This is a genomic window from Paraplanobispora siamensis (assembly GCF_016863175.1).
Taxonomy (GTDB): domain Bacteria; phylum Actinomycetota; class Actinomycetes; order Streptosporangiales; family Streptosporangiaceae; genus Planobispora; species Planobispora siamensis.
Genome location: NZ_BOOJ01000052.1, coordinates 35,064 through 48,147 on the forward strand (window position 1 = coordinate 35,064; position 13,084 = coordinate 48,147).

The window sequence follows — 13,084 nt, forward strand, 5'->3', positions numbered from 1 at the left end:
CACTCCCATCCGAAAGAAGGTTGACCACCTGTGACACGTCGGCAATTCGTCGGGACCTCCCTGGCCCTGTGGCTACTGATCCCCGGCCTGCTGTTCGCCCTGTGGGCGATCCTGCGGTTGATCGCCCCCGGCATCGGGGAGTTCGACCAGGCCTACCGGCTGTTCTTCACCACCCAGTTCTTCCCGGACGGCGCCAACCCGGCGGCCTTCACCCCGATGGCCTGGTTCGGCATCGGTCTTTGGCTGATCATCCAGGCCGGGGTCTGCCTGGCCGCCGAAGTCGACGGTCAGGTCAAGGCCGCCGCTGGCGTCGTGCTGTGCGCGGTCATGGCGCTATTGGTCTTCGCCGTCCCGGTGGCCAGCGGCCTGTGGGACAGCGACAAGGACCACGGCCGCTACTACAACAGCGCCACCACCTGGCATCTGCCCAAGGCCGCCCCGGCCTCCGCCCGGCACCTGACCGACGGTGCGCAGCCGGGCACGGGCCGCTGTGACCTGATCGGTCACCCCGGCGACATGCGCACCTGCATCGACACCGACGCCGCCGCCCCGCATCTGGGCTGGGAGCCGCGCACCGCGTCCCTGTCGGGCGCATTGGCCGCCATGACCACCTCCGCCAGCCCGTTGCAGCGCGTCGACGTGTGGGACCCCACCCTGACCTACCTGCACGGCCCCGACCCGGGCCAGGGCACCTGGAGCGCCGTGCTGAACGGCTCCGGCCGGATCCAACCGGTGTACGGCGTGGCCGTCTGGGACGGCGCCGGCACCAAGGCGCAGGTGTGCACCTACCGCGACGGCTATCGCTTCGGCCGGGCCTTCGACGGCGAACGCGACAACGACCTGCGCAACCTGATCGCCGAGAAGTACCGGCACCTGGTCTACGACGACGGCGACATCTGGGGGTACTGCGAAGCGCCCCCGGACGCCGCCGGGAAGCTGCCGCCGGTTCCTGAGCGCCGGCCCGTCATCGTCATCCCGGTGCAGCGGCAGGTGCCCTTTGAGGTGCGCAGCGTGCGCACCGCCGCCGGCGTGCTGATCCTGCGCGGCTCCGCCTCCGGCGCTCCGGCCATCACCTACCAGCCCACGGTCACCGCTGGGCAGCTGCCCGGCCCGGTCTACCCGCTGTCGCTGGTCAGCGCCCAGCGCCAGGCCACCGAATGGGCCGCCGGCCGCCGGTTCATGGACAGCTCCGGCTTCGGCTTCGAACCGGCCACCGATGAGACGTCGATGGGCAACGCCTCAGAGTTCCTGCTGAAGTCCACCGCCGATGGCCGCCTGTACTACGTCACCCCGCTGGCGCCCAACGCCAGCCGGTCAGAGACCGTGGTCGGCTACGCCCTGACCCGGGCCGATGAGGTCACCGACGGCCGCCTGAACGCCCTGGATGTGCACCTGCTGGCCGACGGCGACCCGCTGACGGTCAACGTCACCCGCCTCATCGACAGCGCCCAGGAGCACGTGGCCGCGGCCCGGCCGACGTTCGTGCCCAACGGCGGCAAGCTGGTGGAGATCACCCCGCTGTCGGGGGACCGCTGGCGCATCTTCGGCCAGCGGCGCGGCCTGACCGTGCTGTACGTCGACTTCTCCGCCACCGCCACCGTGCGGCCCGACGTGGTCGATCTGAGCCCCAGCGGCGCCCCGGCGCCGCCACAACCGGGCAAGCCTGCCCCGGCCGACACCTCCGGTTGCGGCCGGGCACTGACGGAGCTGCCCGACCGGGCTCTGATCGGCTGCACATCCGACTTCCTGGCGGAGCTGCAACGCCGCCAGCCCGCCCTGCCGTAAGGAGACCATCGTGCAATACGTTGAGACCCGCGCCGGCCTGATCGGGCTGGCCGCCACCGCGGCCGTGCACGCGACCGCCTACCTGGCCGCCGGTGACATCACCCTCTTCACCGGCCCGATGATGGGCGCGGTGTTCATGGCGCTGGCCAGCGCGACCGCCCTGATCGTGCTGCGCAAGGCGCCCCGGCCGATCTGCACCGCCATCATGGCGCAGCGCGAAGGCGACGGCTGGCGGGTGGCCGCCACCACCCACCTGGTCGACATCCCCATCACCCGGACCCGCACGCACACCATCACCTCCACCCATGAGGCCGGGACGGTGCCGCTGGATGCGGCCTACGCCACCGCGATGGCGCTGCGGGCCCTGCTGCGGGAGATGGGCACGCGCCTGGTCACGCCCGCCGTAGTGGTTCACAGCCAGCGCCCGCTGCGCCCTGAGGAGGAGATGCAGCTGCGCAACATCGCCGTGGAGCTGGGCTGGCCGCTGCGCTTCCAGGCCACGCCGGGTAAGGAGGCCTGGTGAGCGCGGCCGGGCCGGAGGCGACCGCGCTGGAGGTCGTCACCCGCACCTGGGCCTACCTGCGCGCCCGCAGCCAGGCCGGGCCGGGCTACCGGCCCGACCACGTCGGCATCGCCGCCTGCCGGATCGCCCAGCAGGCCGGGCGCGCCTTCGGGCTGTGGCTTCGGCCGCGGCCGGTGCAGGCGATGGTGGCCAACCCCGTCGCCCATGCCGCGATCGTCGGCGGGATGCAGGACCTGCGAACCCAGGCGTCGTCGTTCTTCGGCCGCCAGGGCGCAGAGCCGGACTGGCCGCAGGAGGCGGTGATGGCGTTCAGCAACGACACACCCGCCCAGGCGGGCGGCTACCCGGGCCACCTGGTGCTGACGTTGTGCAACGGCGCCGACACCTTGCTGGCCGATCCCAGCCTGCCGCGTTTCCAGCGGCCGGGCCTAGAGATCACCGCTCCGCTGCTGGGCACGCTGCCTGGTCCCGACCTCCAGGGTGTGGCGGTCTTCCACACGGGGGACGCTGTGGTCAGCTACCACCCCTACGATGATCGCGGCGCATTTCGGCTGTCGGCCGACTGGAAACAGTGGCGGCCCCGCTACCGCCAGGCCGTCGGCGCTATTGTTCGACAGGTCCGCCGGGGGGCATAACCTCCCCTGACGGGGCAAACCGGTGGGCCCGCCCCCGCCGGTCCCGTATACACCCCGGTTAATATTCGATCAACAACCGGGGTCGCGTTTCGTACCCGAGTACGAACGTGGGATGGTGTGAGGGTGGCGAAGAAATCCAGGCACCACTGGGACCCGGACCCAACGGTGGAACCCCTGCCGGCGCACATCAGCAACCCGTGCCGACGCGGTGACCATGACACCTGCCTGGGCCGCGTGGCCCTGTACCCAGTGGTGGACGGTAAGCGCTTCACTCGGTGCGAATGTCCGGTGTGCAACCACCCGGCGATCCGCACCATCAGAGTCAAGAGCAGCTCCTAGGGCGCGACCTAAGCGCCCAGTGATCCCTACCGTGCGGCGGCGTGAGCACCGAACCGGCGATGCGCCGCATCGAATACCTGCCGCTGGACGACGTCCCCTTCGCCCTGCGCAACCCTAAAGATCACGAACTGGCGGGGATCCGCGCGGCCATCCAGCAGTTCGGCTGCACGCTGGCCGGGGCACTGGATGAACGCACCGGCCGCCTGGTCTTCGGGCACGGCCGCCTGAGCGCGCTGCGCCAGCTGCACGCCGACGGCGCCCGCCTGCCCGACGGCCTCATCCGCGGCGACGACGGCCGCTGGCGGGTGCCGATCCTGCGCGGCTGGTCGTCGGCCTCCGACGCCGACGCCGACGCCTACATCATCGCCGACAACAAGCTGACCGAACGGGGCGGCTGGGTCGACCACCTGCTGGCCGACGTCCTGGGAGACCTGGCCTCCGACCACCCCGACCTGCTGGAGCTGACCGGCTTCACCGCCACCGACCTGGCCGACATCATCGCCGATCTAGACCGCCGCGCCGACACCTCTTCGCCCGACTCCGACTTCGACGACGACTGGGAGGCGGGCGACCGCGATGAGAGCGGCCCCCCGGTCGCCCTGGCGGAGCGGTTCCTGGTGGCGCCCTTCACCGTCCTGGACGCCCGCACCGGCTGGTGGCGGCAGCGCAAACGGGCCTGGCTGGAGCTGGGCATCCGCTCAGAGATCGGCCGCACCGCCAAAACCTTCAACACCGAAGGCTCCGGCATCAACGCCTACGACCAGATGACCTCCATCTTCGACCCGGTGGTGTGTGAGCTGGTCTACCGCTGGTTCTCACCCCCCGGCGCCTCCGTCATCGACCCCTTCGCCGGCGGGTCCGTGCGCGGCGTCGTGGCCGCCGCCCTGGGCCGCCGCTACCACGGCAACGACCTGTCGGCCGACCAGGTCGACGCCAACCGCGCCCAGGCCAAGGAGATGGCCGCCCGCGACGTCATCGCCTCCGTCCCGGACTGGAACGTCGGCGACAGCATCGACTGGGTCACGACGTTGGAGCCGGAGTCGGCCGATCTGCTGTTCACCTGTCCGCCGTACCTGTGGCTGGAGCGCTACAGCGACGACCCGGCCGACCTGTCGACCATGGGGGAGCAGGAGTTCATCGACGCCTACGGTCGCATCATCGCCGGGGCCGCCGCGGCGCTGCGGCCCGACCGCTTCGCCGCCATCGTGGTCGGGGACGTGCGCCACCCGCGCACCGGTCGCCTGGTCGACCTGCGCGGCATCACCATCCGCGCCGCGGAGGCTGCCGGGCTCACCTTGCAGTCCACCGCGTTCATCATGACCGTCATCGGGTCCCTGGCCCGCCGGGTCGGCCCCCAGTTCGTCAAGTCGCGGCTGCTGGGCCGTACCCACCAGGATCTGCTGATCTTCGTGAAGGGGGATCGCAAGCGGGCGGCGCAGGCCTGCGGGCCGGTCGACGTCGGCGCGCTGGAGGCCTTCGCCGACGCCGACGACGGTACCGGCGACGACTAGCCGGCAACCGCGCCCCGGCCCGGACTCTCCCCGTCCGGGCCGGGGCGTTTTTGCACGTCAAACCATGGAATCCCCTCGACTCCATCGCTAAGTACCTGTACATTTATGGGTGTGGGCAGGGAGAGCGACCCGGCCCCGGAGACCAGGAGAGAACCATGAACGTCCGCACCGCCGCCACCGTCACCGTCGCCCTGGCCCTGACCGCCAGCCTGACCGCCTGCGGCCCGCGCACCACCCCCAGCAGCGACAGCGGCGCAACCGTAGCCGCCAAGACCTCCGGCCGCTACTGCACCGGTCTCCAGCCGCTGCGGTGCGACCAGCGCTACTACCTGATCATCGCCGACGGCGACGGCGGCCGGACCAAGACGAAGGTCCGCAAGGCCAGCTACGACACCTGCCGGACCGGACAGGCCTACCCGGCCTGCCTGGCCGACTGACCCCGCCCGACGATCACGCCCCGCCCAGGAAGGCAGACATGACCACCGACTACCCGCCGGAGCGCAGCAAGGCACAGGCCGCGCTGGACGCCTACCACGCTGACGGCGGCGACCCTGCGGAGCTGACCGGCCGCTTCGTCGTCGTCGGCCGCTTCGAATACGGCGACGACCAGGGCCCCGTCGTGCTGTATGAGGTCCGGGAGGCCGACGACACGGCCTGGCTGGACCCGGAGGGCTACATTGCCGCGATCAGCCTCACGCAATACTTCGAAGACGACTGATCGCCGCAAAATACCCGGAAACCCTCGACACGTTCGCTAAGTACCTGTACATTTGGAGGTGTTCGGCGGGGAGAGCGACCCCGCCCCACCATCAGGAGGAACACCCCATGGCCACCACCGCCGCCGCTGCCGCGTCGATCACCATCAGCAACGTCGACAAGCCCGGCAGGCAGTGGAGGGAGACCCACCCGGCCACCCTGAGCCCCATCGACCCCGGCCACGGCCTGCCGACGGTCTACCTGGTCACCGTGCCGGAGATCACCGCCCGCTTCTACGGCTGCCGCCGCATGGCCGACCGCGTCATCGGCGGCATCACCCGCGTCCGCAACGGCTGGGCCGTGGTCGCCTACCGCGACCGGGAGGGCTTCCTGTTCCGCGGCGGCGTCGGCTACTACCTGCCCATCGACGCCACCAGCCGCGCCCAGGCCGTGCGGATGCTGCTGACCTACTGGCACACCGACTTCCACCCCGACCGCCGGGTGGAGCAGATCACCGACCGGGACTGGCGCCGCCTGTAGTCCCCGCGCCCGGCCCCCGCCCCGGGGGCCGGGCTCCGCCTTCCACCGGCCCAGGCCGGCCTTCCAGTCAAGGAGATGGGGAATGACTCCCAGGACCACTCAGCAGTCCGCGCAGGCAAGCGCTGCGATCGACTTCACGCCCGGCGATAGCGTGCACCACATCGAGTTGAGCGACATCTGGGGCACGGTTCAGGCCATCAACGCCGACACGGACGAGGTCTTCGTCCTGTGGGACATGCGCGGGCACGGGGACTACCGCCCGCGTGACCCGCGGTGGGCGCCTGCCGCGAAGCTCAGCTCTTCCTGGCTCTGATCCTGCCCCCGGCCGGCCCGGCCCGCCTTAGGGCCGGGCCGATCGCGTTTCCCCTGTTCAGCTCGACATATCTGCTAAGTACCTGTACATTGGAGGGTGTTGGGAGAGCGACCCGAACAGGAGAGATCATGAACGCCAGCACCGCCAGGCAGCAGATGACCGACCTCACCAAGGCCCAGCGCACCCCGCTGCTGTGCCAGGCCCTGATCGCCCTGGACGCCGACGGCGAGCGCAGCGCGGAGAAGAGCATCGTCCGCGCCGCGATCATCGACGTGCTGTGCGAGCGGCACCCGGAGGTCGACGCCGCGTTCGAGGCTTGGGCGGAGCAGGAGACCAACACCGAAACCGCCGTGCAGGCCATCACCGGCGCCGCCCTGGCCGCCCACCGCAGCCGCTGACACCACCAGACCCCTGGGGGCCGGTGAGAGCGACACCGGCCCCCAGGCCCACCCAGGAGAGACGACCATGGCCCGCTTTGCCACCACCGATCACGTCCGCGCCCACCTGGCCCTGGGAGGCGACTACGGCGACTTCACCGCCGTACGGGCCAGCGCCCGCCAGGAGATGATCCTGACCGGCGACGGCACCCTGATCCTGACCCACGCGACCCTGCACAACGGCAACCAGGGCTGGACCGTCAGGCACGCCGGCACCGGCATCGACCTCACCACCGGGGAGCCGTTCACGACCACCGACGCCGCCCAGCAGTACGCCGCCCTGATCATGCAGCTGCCCGGCTTCGACACCAGCGGCGACCTGACCGCACAGATGCGCGCCTACCCCGGAGGCTGGTGGAACGCTGCCGCCGCCGCCCGCCGCACCGTCGGGGTGACCGGGGACGCCCGATGATCCGCGACCTGTTCAGCGACGACGAACTGGAATGCCTGGCCAAGACCGCGGGGGAGTTCATCATGGGCTACGACCCGCAAGAGCACATGTCCGCCAGGCAGCGGGAGCTGGCGCAGCGCGCCTACCGCCTGCTCATCGACCCCGGCCCCGCCGGTACCCTGACGGCGAACTGACCCCCGCCCCACACGAAACGGCCCAGGCGTGCGCCTGGGCCGTCTTCCGTTTCTCCTATCGACACTATCGCTAAGTACCTGTACATTAAAAGTGTGGACGGGAGAGCGACCCGCCCCCAGAAAGCAGAAGGGACACGCCATGACCGGCACCACCGAAGGCCAGATGCTCACCGCCACCGTCGCGACGGCCGAGACAATGACCGCCCGTGAGATCGCCACGGCCATCGGTGTCGGAACCCGGACCCGCGACTACGTCATGCGGGACCGCGAGGGCTACACGATCCTGGGCCAGTACGACACGCCCCGATACGCCCGGGTGCTCCACTCCCTGGGCCGCTCGGATTGCAGCGACGTCACCTTCCGGATCCGCATCGTGGCCATCGCCCTGCACAAGTCCATCAGCACAGGCCGCATGCACGCTGTCTCATCCACCCGCATCCAGGCATACACGCCCTACCAGCTCTGCAAGATCGTCGCCCGCATCGCGAGCGAGTACCCCCATGACCTGGTCACGATCGGCGACGTCTGCGACGGCTGGCTGAAGGAGAACCACGCCCGGCTCTGAGATCTCTTGGGGTCTGATGAGCCCGTCTGGACCAACACCTGAATCCGCCGGGGCCCGGCCACCTGGATGCGGGCCCCACCCCCCGACCGCGCCAGGGGCGGGAGAGCGACCCGCCCCCAGGAGGGACCCACCCGTCATGACCACCACCACGCACTCCATCCCAGAGATCGTCAACGGCCTGCGCCTGTACTCCGACGACGGCGGCGACTTCCAGCCCGCCATCGTCACCTACCTGCGCGACCGCCCCCATGACCTGCGCATCACCCTGCTGGACACCCACCTCCAGGCCCGGGGGTGCGTGTACATCGCCCGCGACCTGGTGTGCGCCGTCCTGGCCGGCGGCACCGCGCTGGTCGGCTGCGACCAGGTCCAGATCGGCCCCAGTGGCCAGGCCGGCCGCGTGCTGCTTCGCGTGCGCGACGGTGACGGGCGCTGGATGGACTTTCACGCCGACCGCTGCCAGCTCCAGGCCATCGTCGACGCGACGCTGGAGCTGGTGCCCTCCGGAAACGAACACGTCGACATCGACGGCGCCCTGGCGGCGCTGCTCACCCGCGGCGCCTGAGCGCCGCGGTACCACCCACCCCCTACCTGGGAGGTTTCCATGCTTGGGTTCCGCCGCTTCGCCATCACAGTGATCATCGTGGTTCTGCTGTGGGACCTGGTCCGCGGCAACATGGTCGGAGTCGGGATGTGCATCGTCGGCCTGGTGGTCACGGCTGCCGTACTCAGGTGACCCGACCAGCCTCCACCTCGACCCTTTCGCTAAGTACCTGTACATTAGGGGGTGTTGGGAGAGCGACCCACAGACAGGAGATGACCATGAGCGGCATCCAGCCCGGCGAGACCGTCAAGACCATCACGCAGTTGACCGACGGCGACACCATCACCGCGCTGATCGGCGCCGGCGGCAACCGCATCGCCGTCTGCCAGGGCGCCTTCGTCGCCACCACGCCCGGCCGCCCCGGTCGCCGCGATGAGTTCGGCCGCCTGCACCGCGGCCAGCCCCGCACCCTGGTGGTGCGCAACCGCGGCCGGGAGCACCACATCGCGGCAGGGGAGGACTGGAAGTTCTTCGTCACCTCCGCCTGACACTGCACCCCCGACGGCCCGGACCAGCTGGTTCGGGCCGTTCGCATTCCTCGACACAGTCGCTAAGTACCTGTACATTTGAGTGTGTTGGGAGAGCGACCCACAGACAGGAGAAATCAATGATCATCTGCGGCCACTGCCAGGACCGCCACGCCACCGTCACCGCCGTCCGCGCCTGCTCCCAGGGCATCCAGGTCACCCCCTGCCACTGGCTGGTCGACTGCGGCTACGACGAAGACGGCGGGATGATCGCCACGGCCTGCGGCGCCGACTCCTACACCACCGACTACGGCTGGCGCTGCACCGCCGGACACTCCCACGTCTCCGCTGAGGTCCGCGCCGCCGAAGGCTGGGACTACGTCACCGAAGATGAAGCTGCGGGCTACCTGAAGAACACCGGCCGCACCCCCGTCCTGATGAACGGCCACACCTGGACCCCCTGACCCCCGACGGCGGCCCGGACCGGATGGTCCGGGCCACCCCACCCCCACCTGCTAAGTACCCGAACAATCGATCGGTCAGGAGACCCAGATGCTGCCCCGCCGTACCACCATCACCCTCACCGCCACCGGCCCGGCCCTGCCCCTGCGCCCGGCCACCCACCGCTACGACAACGGCATCCGCCGCTTGGTCGCCGCCACCGTCCCCGCCAGCGACCAGCACTGGCCGAACCTGCACTACTACGACGCCTGGGTGCTCAACACCAGCGGCGGCAAGGACTCCGGCGCCGCCGCCCACCACTTCATCCAGATCGCCACCGCCGCCGGCGTCCTGGGCCGCGGCATCTTCCTTCACAACGACCTGGGCGCGATCGAATGGCCCGGCACCGCCGCCCTGGACGCCCAGCATGCCGACCACTACCAGGCGATGTTCGGCGCCACCCTGGTGGAGCTGTACGGCGACCGCCCCGGCGCCGCCGACCTGGCCCGCCAGCACGCCGACCGCTACGGCATCCCCTTCGTCGTCCGCTCCCGCCTCCAGGGCGACCTGCTGGCCCAGATTGAGCAGTACGGCAAGTTTCCCGACGCCGCCAACCGGCACTGCACTTCAGAGCAGAAGCGGGCGCCCAAGCACCGGCTGTTCACCGAACTGGTCAAGGACGCCAGCCTGGGCCGCAAAATGCGGATCCTGGACATCAACGGCGAACGCGCCGATGAGTCCACCGCCCGCGCCCGCAAGCCCGCCTTCGAACACAACCGGGTCGCCTCCAACAAAACCAAGCGCGACGTGTGGACCTGGCGCATCATCCACGACTGGTCGATCGACCAGGTGTGGGCCCTGCACCGCGCACAGAACATCCCCTACGCCTGGACCTACGACGCCGGCATGTCCCGCTTCTCCTGCTCCACCTGCGTCCTGGGCTCCAAGGCCGACCTGACCCTGGCCGGCCGACTGCGCCCCGACCTGATCGACCGCATCGGCCACCTGGAGGACCGCATCGGCCACCTGTTCAAGCACAAGACCTCCATCCGCACCTTCCTGCCGGACGGCTACACCCCCTCCTGCCAGCCAGCCGCCGCCACGGCCTGACCCCCGAAGGACCACCACATGCCAACCCCGTGCGTGTTCTGCTCCATCGTCGACGGCACCGCCCCCGCCGACGTCCTGCACACCTGGCCCGACGCCATCGCCATCCGCCCCCTGAACCCGGTCACCCCCGGCCACACCCTCATCATCCCGACCACCCACGTCGCCGACGTCGGCGAAAACCCCGCCGTCTCCGCCGCCACCATGGCCCACGCCGCCCAGCTGGCGGCCCACCTGGACGCCGCCAACATCATCACCTCCAAAGGCGCCGCAGCCACCCAGACCATCACCCACCTCCACCTCCACCTCCTCCCCCGCCACCCCGACGACGGCCTCCCCCTGCCCTGGACACCCCAGCAGCAGCAGCACAACCCCTGACACCCCCTCACAGATGCCCCGCGACCTAACCGGCCCGGGGCATCTACCGTGTGCCCACCATGACCACCACACCCCAACCCCGATCCCGCGGCGGCCGACGCGGCAAACTCACGCCCGAAACCCATAAGCGGATCATCGATGCAGTCCGCGCCGGCGCGACCTACGAAGGCGCCGCCGGGGCCGCCGGAATCCCTGAAGGCACTCTGTACCGATGGCTGCGCGAAGCCGAACAACCCGGTGCCCCCGCGTGGAAACGTCAGTTTCGTCAGGACATCACGCGCGCACGCGATGAGGTGGAAGTGCGGGTGGCCGCGGGCAGCGTGATGAAGGCCGCGTTGGGCGGGTTTGAGCTGGAGCGCACGACGATCCACCGGCCGGACGGGACGGTGGAGGAGAAGGTGCGCTATGCCCCGCCGGACGGCCGGGTGGGGCTGGAGATCCTGGGGCGGCGCTTCCGCGACCGCGGCTGGGCCCGGGAGCGGGTGGAGGTGACCGGCGCCGACGGCGGCCCCATCCACATCCAGCACGCCACGATCGCGGAGCTGGCCGAACGCCTGCACGCGGAGCTGACCGGCGGCGACGACGGCGACGTGGTGGAGGTGGAAGTGGTGGTCGACGATGAGGAGTAGCGGGCCGGGGTGCCGGCTGCACGGTCCGCGCTGCCGGGTGCCGTGGGGGTGGGATCCGGCGCACACCGACAGCGCGCGGCCGTACAGCGTGGAGGAGTTGGCGATACGGCCGGACTGCCCGCACCGGTACGCCTACGCCACAGTGGAGGACTACCTCCAGGGCTGGCGTCTCTGGCGGGCGATGCGCCGTGACGACGGGCTGAGCGCTGCGGAGCTGGAGGCGCGGTACGCCGTGGTGGATGTGGAGATCGCGGAGATCCTGGAGCGGATGAAACGGGAATCTTAGACATCGTCACCGGCGGGAGAGCGGTGTTCCTGCGGCCCACCTCGACACCATCGCTAAGTACCTGTACATTGTTCGGTGTCGGGAGAGCGACCCGAAACCCCAGGAGGAACTCCGATGGCCATCACCGGCACCGCCGACCTGCACCAGACTTTGATCTTCCACATGGCCTGCGCCTTCGACCACCAGCGCGACGCCCGCACCGCGCTGGTGGAGCACCTGGGTGACGACCAGGGCCACACCGTGCACTCCTGGATGCGCCATGTCATCCGTTTCGACGGCGCCGCCGCGCCCTGGCACCGCGTCAAGGACTGCCAGACCAACGGGATGAGCCTGATCCAGGCCGCCCGCGCTGCCCTGGATGTGTCGATGAAGCACCTGATGGAGTACAGCATCCCCGTCTCCAGCCAGCACATCGGCAACGAAGTGGCGATGGCGGAGCACGACGGCCACCGCGCCTTCGTCCAGATCGTCAAGCCGCTGCTGGAGCTGTCGGCCTGACGGGGCGCGCCGCCCCGTCGCATCATGATTGGAGGCCTGTGCGATGGCCCGCAAACGCCCCGCTGGCACCGCAGGCGCCCGCCTGACGGGCCTGCGCACCAGCAACGCCGCCGGGCGCCACGCCCGCGGCATCCGCCGCCGGCGCACCCGTGGTGCGGCGCGGCGGGCGGCTGTTGCCGCGGCCCGCGACTGAAGCGACCCAAGCGACGCAAGGTCCGGCCCGGGGGCGGGCCGGGCCGGAGCGTTTCCCGGCAACCCCTCGACCCGTTCGCTAAGTACCTGTACATTGGAGGTGTGAGCGGGAGAGCGACCCGCCCCGGAGATCAGGAGGAATCATGACCCGCAGCACCGACACCGCCCTGGCCGCCTGGACCGCCGCCCACCCCGCCCCGGCCGGGTCCTTCTACGTGCTGCACATCTACGCCGACCATGGCGCCGGACTGGTCCTGCGCCTCGGCCAGGGCGGCTTCGCCAGCCCTGAGGACGCCCGCGACGCCGCCTGGCTGCGCTACTTCGAAAACCCCGCCGCCTACCCGCAGGGCGGCTTTGAGGTCCGGCTGGCCACGCCGTACGCCTGGGCCGCCTGGTCGCGGGGTGACCGCTCCCGGCCCATCGACGGCCCGGCCTACCGGTTCCCGCCGTTCGCCGCCGACGCCGCCTGAGGCGCCCGTGAACGCCCCCGCCCGCACCGTGCGGGCGGGGGCGTTCACGTGTGCGCGCCCGCTTCGTGCACGGGCGTGCACGC

General features: G+C 70.5%; 22 protein-coding genes. All 22 read left to right on the forward strand.

The window, feature by feature from the left end:
- Positions 1–30 precede the first annotated feature (30 nt).
- Positions 31–1,785 (forward strand): hypothetical protein, encoded by a 1,755-nt coding sequence (locus tag Psi01_RS29445; RefSeq protein ID WP_204067397.1) that lies wholly within the window; start codon positions 31–33, stop codon positions 1,783–1,785.
- A gap of 10 nt (positions 1,786–1,795) precedes the next feature.
- Positions 1,796–2,308 carry a hypothetical protein gene (locus tag Psi01_RS29450; RefSeq protein WP_204067398.1) on the forward strand — a complete coding sequence of 171 codons (513 nt, stop codon included), beginning with the start codon at positions 1,796–1,798 and terminating at the stop codon, positions 2,306–2,308.
- The gene (locus Psi01_RS29455; protein WP_204067399.1) at positions 2,305–2,943 is read left to right on the forward strand and encodes a hypothetical protein; all 639 of its coding nucleotides are present in this window, start codon (positions 2,305–2,307) and stop codon (positions 2,941–2,943) included. The genes Psi01_RS29450 and Psi01_RS29455 overlap by 4 nt, the downstream gene beginning before the upstream one ends.
- A gap of 380 nt (positions 2,944–3,323) precedes the next feature.
- Positions 3,324–4,793 carry a hypothetical protein gene (locus tag Psi01_RS29460; RefSeq protein WP_204067400.1) on the forward strand — a complete coding sequence of 490 codons (1,470 nt, stop codon included), beginning with the start codon at positions 3,324–3,326 and terminating at the stop codon, positions 4,791–4,793.
- A 155-nt stretch (positions 4,794–4,948) separates the two neighbouring features.
- The gene (locus Psi01_RS29465) at positions 4,949–5,230 is read left to right on the forward strand and encodes a hypothetical protein (protein ID WP_204067401.1); all 282 of its coding nucleotides are present in this window, start codon (positions 4,949–4,951) and stop codon (positions 5,228–5,230) included.
- 38 nt (positions 5,231–5,268) lie between these two features.
- Positions 5,269–5,511, forward strand: coding sequence for a hypothetical protein (locus tag Psi01_RS29470; protein WP_204067402.1), 243 nt, complete (start codon positions 5,269–5,271; stop codon positions 5,509–5,511).
- Positions 5,512–5,618: 107 nt separating this feature from the next.
- The gene (locus Psi01_RS29475) at positions 5,619–6,029 is read left to right on the forward strand and encodes a hypothetical protein (protein WP_204067403.1); all 411 of its coding nucleotides are present in this window, start codon (positions 5,619–5,621) and stop codon (positions 6,027–6,029) included.
- An 82-nt stretch (positions 6,030–6,111) separates the two neighbouring features.
- Entirely contained in the window at positions 6,112–6,342 is a 231-nt protein-coding gene (locus Psi01_RS29480) for a hypothetical protein (RefSeq protein ID WP_204067404.1), read from the forward strand.
- A gap of 128 nt (positions 6,343–6,470) precedes the next feature.
- Positions 6,471–6,740, forward strand: coding sequence for a hypothetical protein (locus Psi01_RS29485; RefSeq protein WP_204067405.1), 270 nt, complete (start codon positions 6,471–6,473; stop codon positions 6,738–6,740).
- Positions 6,741–6,807: 67 nt separating this feature from the next.
- Positions 6,808–7,191 (forward strand): hypothetical protein, encoded by a 384-nt coding sequence (locus Psi01_RS29490; protein WP_204067406.1) that lies wholly within the window; start codon positions 6,808–6,810, stop codon positions 7,189–7,191.
- Positions 7,188–7,364, forward strand: a complete 177-nt coding sequence (locus Psi01_RS29495) for a hypothetical protein (RefSeq protein WP_204067407.1) — start codon at positions 7,188–7,190, stop codon at positions 7,362–7,364. Before Psi01_RS29490 ends, Psi01_RS29495 begins: the two co-directional genes overlap by 4 nt.
- Before the next feature lie 139 nt (positions 7,365–7,503).
- Positions 7,504–7,929 carry a hypothetical protein gene (locus Psi01_RS29500; protein ID WP_204067408.1) on the forward strand — a complete coding sequence of 142 codons (426 nt, stop codon included), beginning with the start codon at positions 7,504–7,506 and terminating at the stop codon, positions 7,927–7,929.
- Between the two features lie 136 nt (positions 7,930–8,065).
- Positions 8,066–8,494: an SsgA family sporulation/cell division regulator gene (locus tag Psi01_RS29505; protein ID WP_204067409.1), complete on the forward strand. Its 429-nt coding sequence runs from the start codon at positions 8,066–8,068 to the stop codon at positions 8,492–8,494.
- Between the two features lie 39 nt (positions 8,495–8,533).
- Entirely contained in the window at positions 8,534–8,665 is a 132-nt protein-coding gene (locus Psi01_RS44195) for a hypothetical protein (protein WP_275424609.1), read from the forward strand.
- An 86-nt stretch (positions 8,666–8,751) separates the two neighbouring features.
- Entirely contained in the window at positions 8,752–9,021 is a 270-nt protein-coding gene (locus Psi01_RS29510; RefSeq protein WP_204067410.1) for a hypothetical protein, read from the forward strand.
- Positions 9,022–9,140: 119 nt separating this feature from the next.
- A complete protein-coding gene (locus Psi01_RS29515) occupies positions 9,141–9,464 on the forward strand; it encodes a hypothetical protein (protein ID WP_204067411.1) in 324 nt (107 codons plus the stop codon).
- Positions 9,465–9,552: 88 nt separating this feature from the next.
- Complete coding sequence (locus tag Psi01_RS29520) at positions 9,553–10,551, forward strand: phosphoadenosine phosphosulfate reductase domain-containing protein (protein WP_204067412.1); 999 nt, start codon at positions 9,553–9,555, stop codon at positions 10,549–10,551.
- 18 nt (positions 10,552–10,569) lie between these two features.
- The gene (locus tag Psi01_RS29525) at positions 10,570–10,926 is read left to right on the forward strand and encodes an HIT family protein (RefSeq protein WP_239128127.1); all 357 of its coding nucleotides are present in this window, start codon (positions 10,570–10,572) and stop codon (positions 10,924–10,926) included.
- A 59-nt stretch (positions 10,927–10,985) separates the two neighbouring features.
- Positions 10,986–11,555 carry a hypothetical protein gene (locus tag Psi01_RS29530; protein ID WP_204067413.1) on the forward strand — a complete coding sequence of 190 codons (570 nt, stop codon included), beginning with the start codon at positions 10,986–10,988 and terminating at the stop codon, positions 11,553–11,555.
- Positions 11,545–11,841: a hypothetical protein gene (locus Psi01_RS29535; RefSeq protein WP_204067414.1), complete on the forward strand. Its 297-nt coding sequence runs from the start codon at positions 11,545–11,547 to the stop codon at positions 11,839–11,841. Before Psi01_RS29530 ends, Psi01_RS29535 begins: the two co-directional genes overlap by 11 nt.
- Positions 11,842–11,955: 114 nt before the next feature.
- Positions 11,956–12,339 carry a hypothetical protein gene (locus tag Psi01_RS29540; protein WP_204067415.1) on the forward strand — a complete coding sequence of 128 codons (384 nt, stop codon included), beginning with the start codon at positions 11,956–11,958 and terminating at the stop codon, positions 12,337–12,339.
- 335 nt (positions 12,340–12,674) lie between these two features.
- Complete coding sequence (locus Psi01_RS29545) at positions 12,675–13,001, forward strand: hypothetical protein (RefSeq protein ID WP_204067416.1); 327 nt, start codon at positions 12,675–12,677, stop codon at positions 12,999–13,001.
- Positions 13,002–13,084 lie beyond the last annotated feature (83 nt).

Excerpts from the sequence above, each read along its gene's own strand:
- Psi01_RS29505 (WP_204067409.1), top strand. The coding sequence starts at position 8,066 with ATGACCACCACCACGCACTCCATCCCAGAGATCGTCAACGGCCTGCGC.
- Psi01_RS29495 (WP_204067407.1), top strand. The coding sequence starts at position 7,188 with ATGATCCGCGACCTGTTCAGCGACGACGAACTGGAATGCCTGGCCAAG.
- Psi01_RS29515 (WP_204067411.1), top strand. The coding sequence starts at position 9,141 with ATGATCATCTGCGGCCACTGCCAGGACCGCCACGCCACCGTCACCGCC.
- Psi01_RS29520 (WP_204067412.1), top strand. The coding sequence starts at position 9,553 with ATGCTGCCCCGCCGTACCACCATCACCCTCACCGCCACCGGCCCGGCC.
- Psi01_RS29535 (WP_204067414.1), top strand. The coding sequence starts at position 11,545 with ATGAGGAGTAGCGGGCCGGGGTGCCGGCTGCACGGTCCGCGCTGCCGG.
- Psi01_RS29480 (WP_204067404.1), top strand. The coding sequence starts at position 6,112 with ATGACTCCCAGGACCACTCAGCAGTCCGCGCAGGCAAGCGCTGCGATC.
- Psi01_RS29490 (WP_204067406.1), top strand. The coding sequence starts at position 6,808 with ATGGCCCGCTTTGCCACCACCGATCACGTCCGCGCCCACCTGGCCCTG.
- Psi01_RS29510 (WP_204067410.1), top strand. The coding sequence starts at position 8,752 with ATGAGCGGCATCCAGCCCGGCGAGACCGTCAAGACCATCACGCAGTTG.
- Psi01_RS29545 (WP_204067416.1), top strand. The coding sequence starts at position 12,675 with ATGACCCGCAGCACCGACACCGCCCTGGCCGCCTGGACCGCCGCCCAC.
- Psi01_RS29540 (WP_204067415.1), top strand. The coding sequence starts at position 11,956 with ATGGCCATCACCGGCACCGCCGACCTGCACCAGACTTTGATCTTCCAC.
- Psi01_RS29500 (WP_204067408.1), top strand. The coding sequence starts at position 7,504 with ATGACCGGCACCACCGAAGGCCAGATGCTCACCGCCACCGTCGCGACG.
- Psi01_RS29470 (WP_204067402.1), top strand. The coding sequence starts at position 5,269 with ATGACCACCGACTACCCGCCGGAGCGCAGCAAGGCACAGGCCGCGCTG.
- Psi01_RS44195 (WP_275424609.1), top strand. The coding sequence starts at position 8,534 with ATGCTTGGGTTCCGCCGCTTCGCCATCACAGTGATCATCGTGGTTCTG.
- Psi01_RS29525 (WP_239128127.1), top strand. The coding sequence starts at position 10,570 with ATGCCAACCCCGTGCGTGTTCTGCTCCATCGTCGACGGCACCGCCCCC.
- Psi01_RS29485 (WP_204067405.1), top strand. The coding sequence starts at position 6,471 with ATGAACGCCAGCACCGCCAGGCAGCAGATGACCGACCTCACCAAGGCC.
- Psi01_RS29475 (WP_204067403.1), top strand. The coding sequence starts at position 5,619 with ATGGCCACCACCGCCGCCGCTGCCGCGTCGATCACCATCAGCAACGTC.
- Psi01_RS29465 (WP_204067401.1), top strand. The coding sequence starts at position 4,949 with ATGAACGTCCGCACCGCCGCCACCGTCACCGTCGCCCTGGCCCTGACC.
- Psi01_RS29530 (WP_204067413.1), top strand. The coding sequence starts at position 10,986 with ATGACCACCACACCCCAACCCCGATCCCGCGGCGGCCGACGCGGCAAA.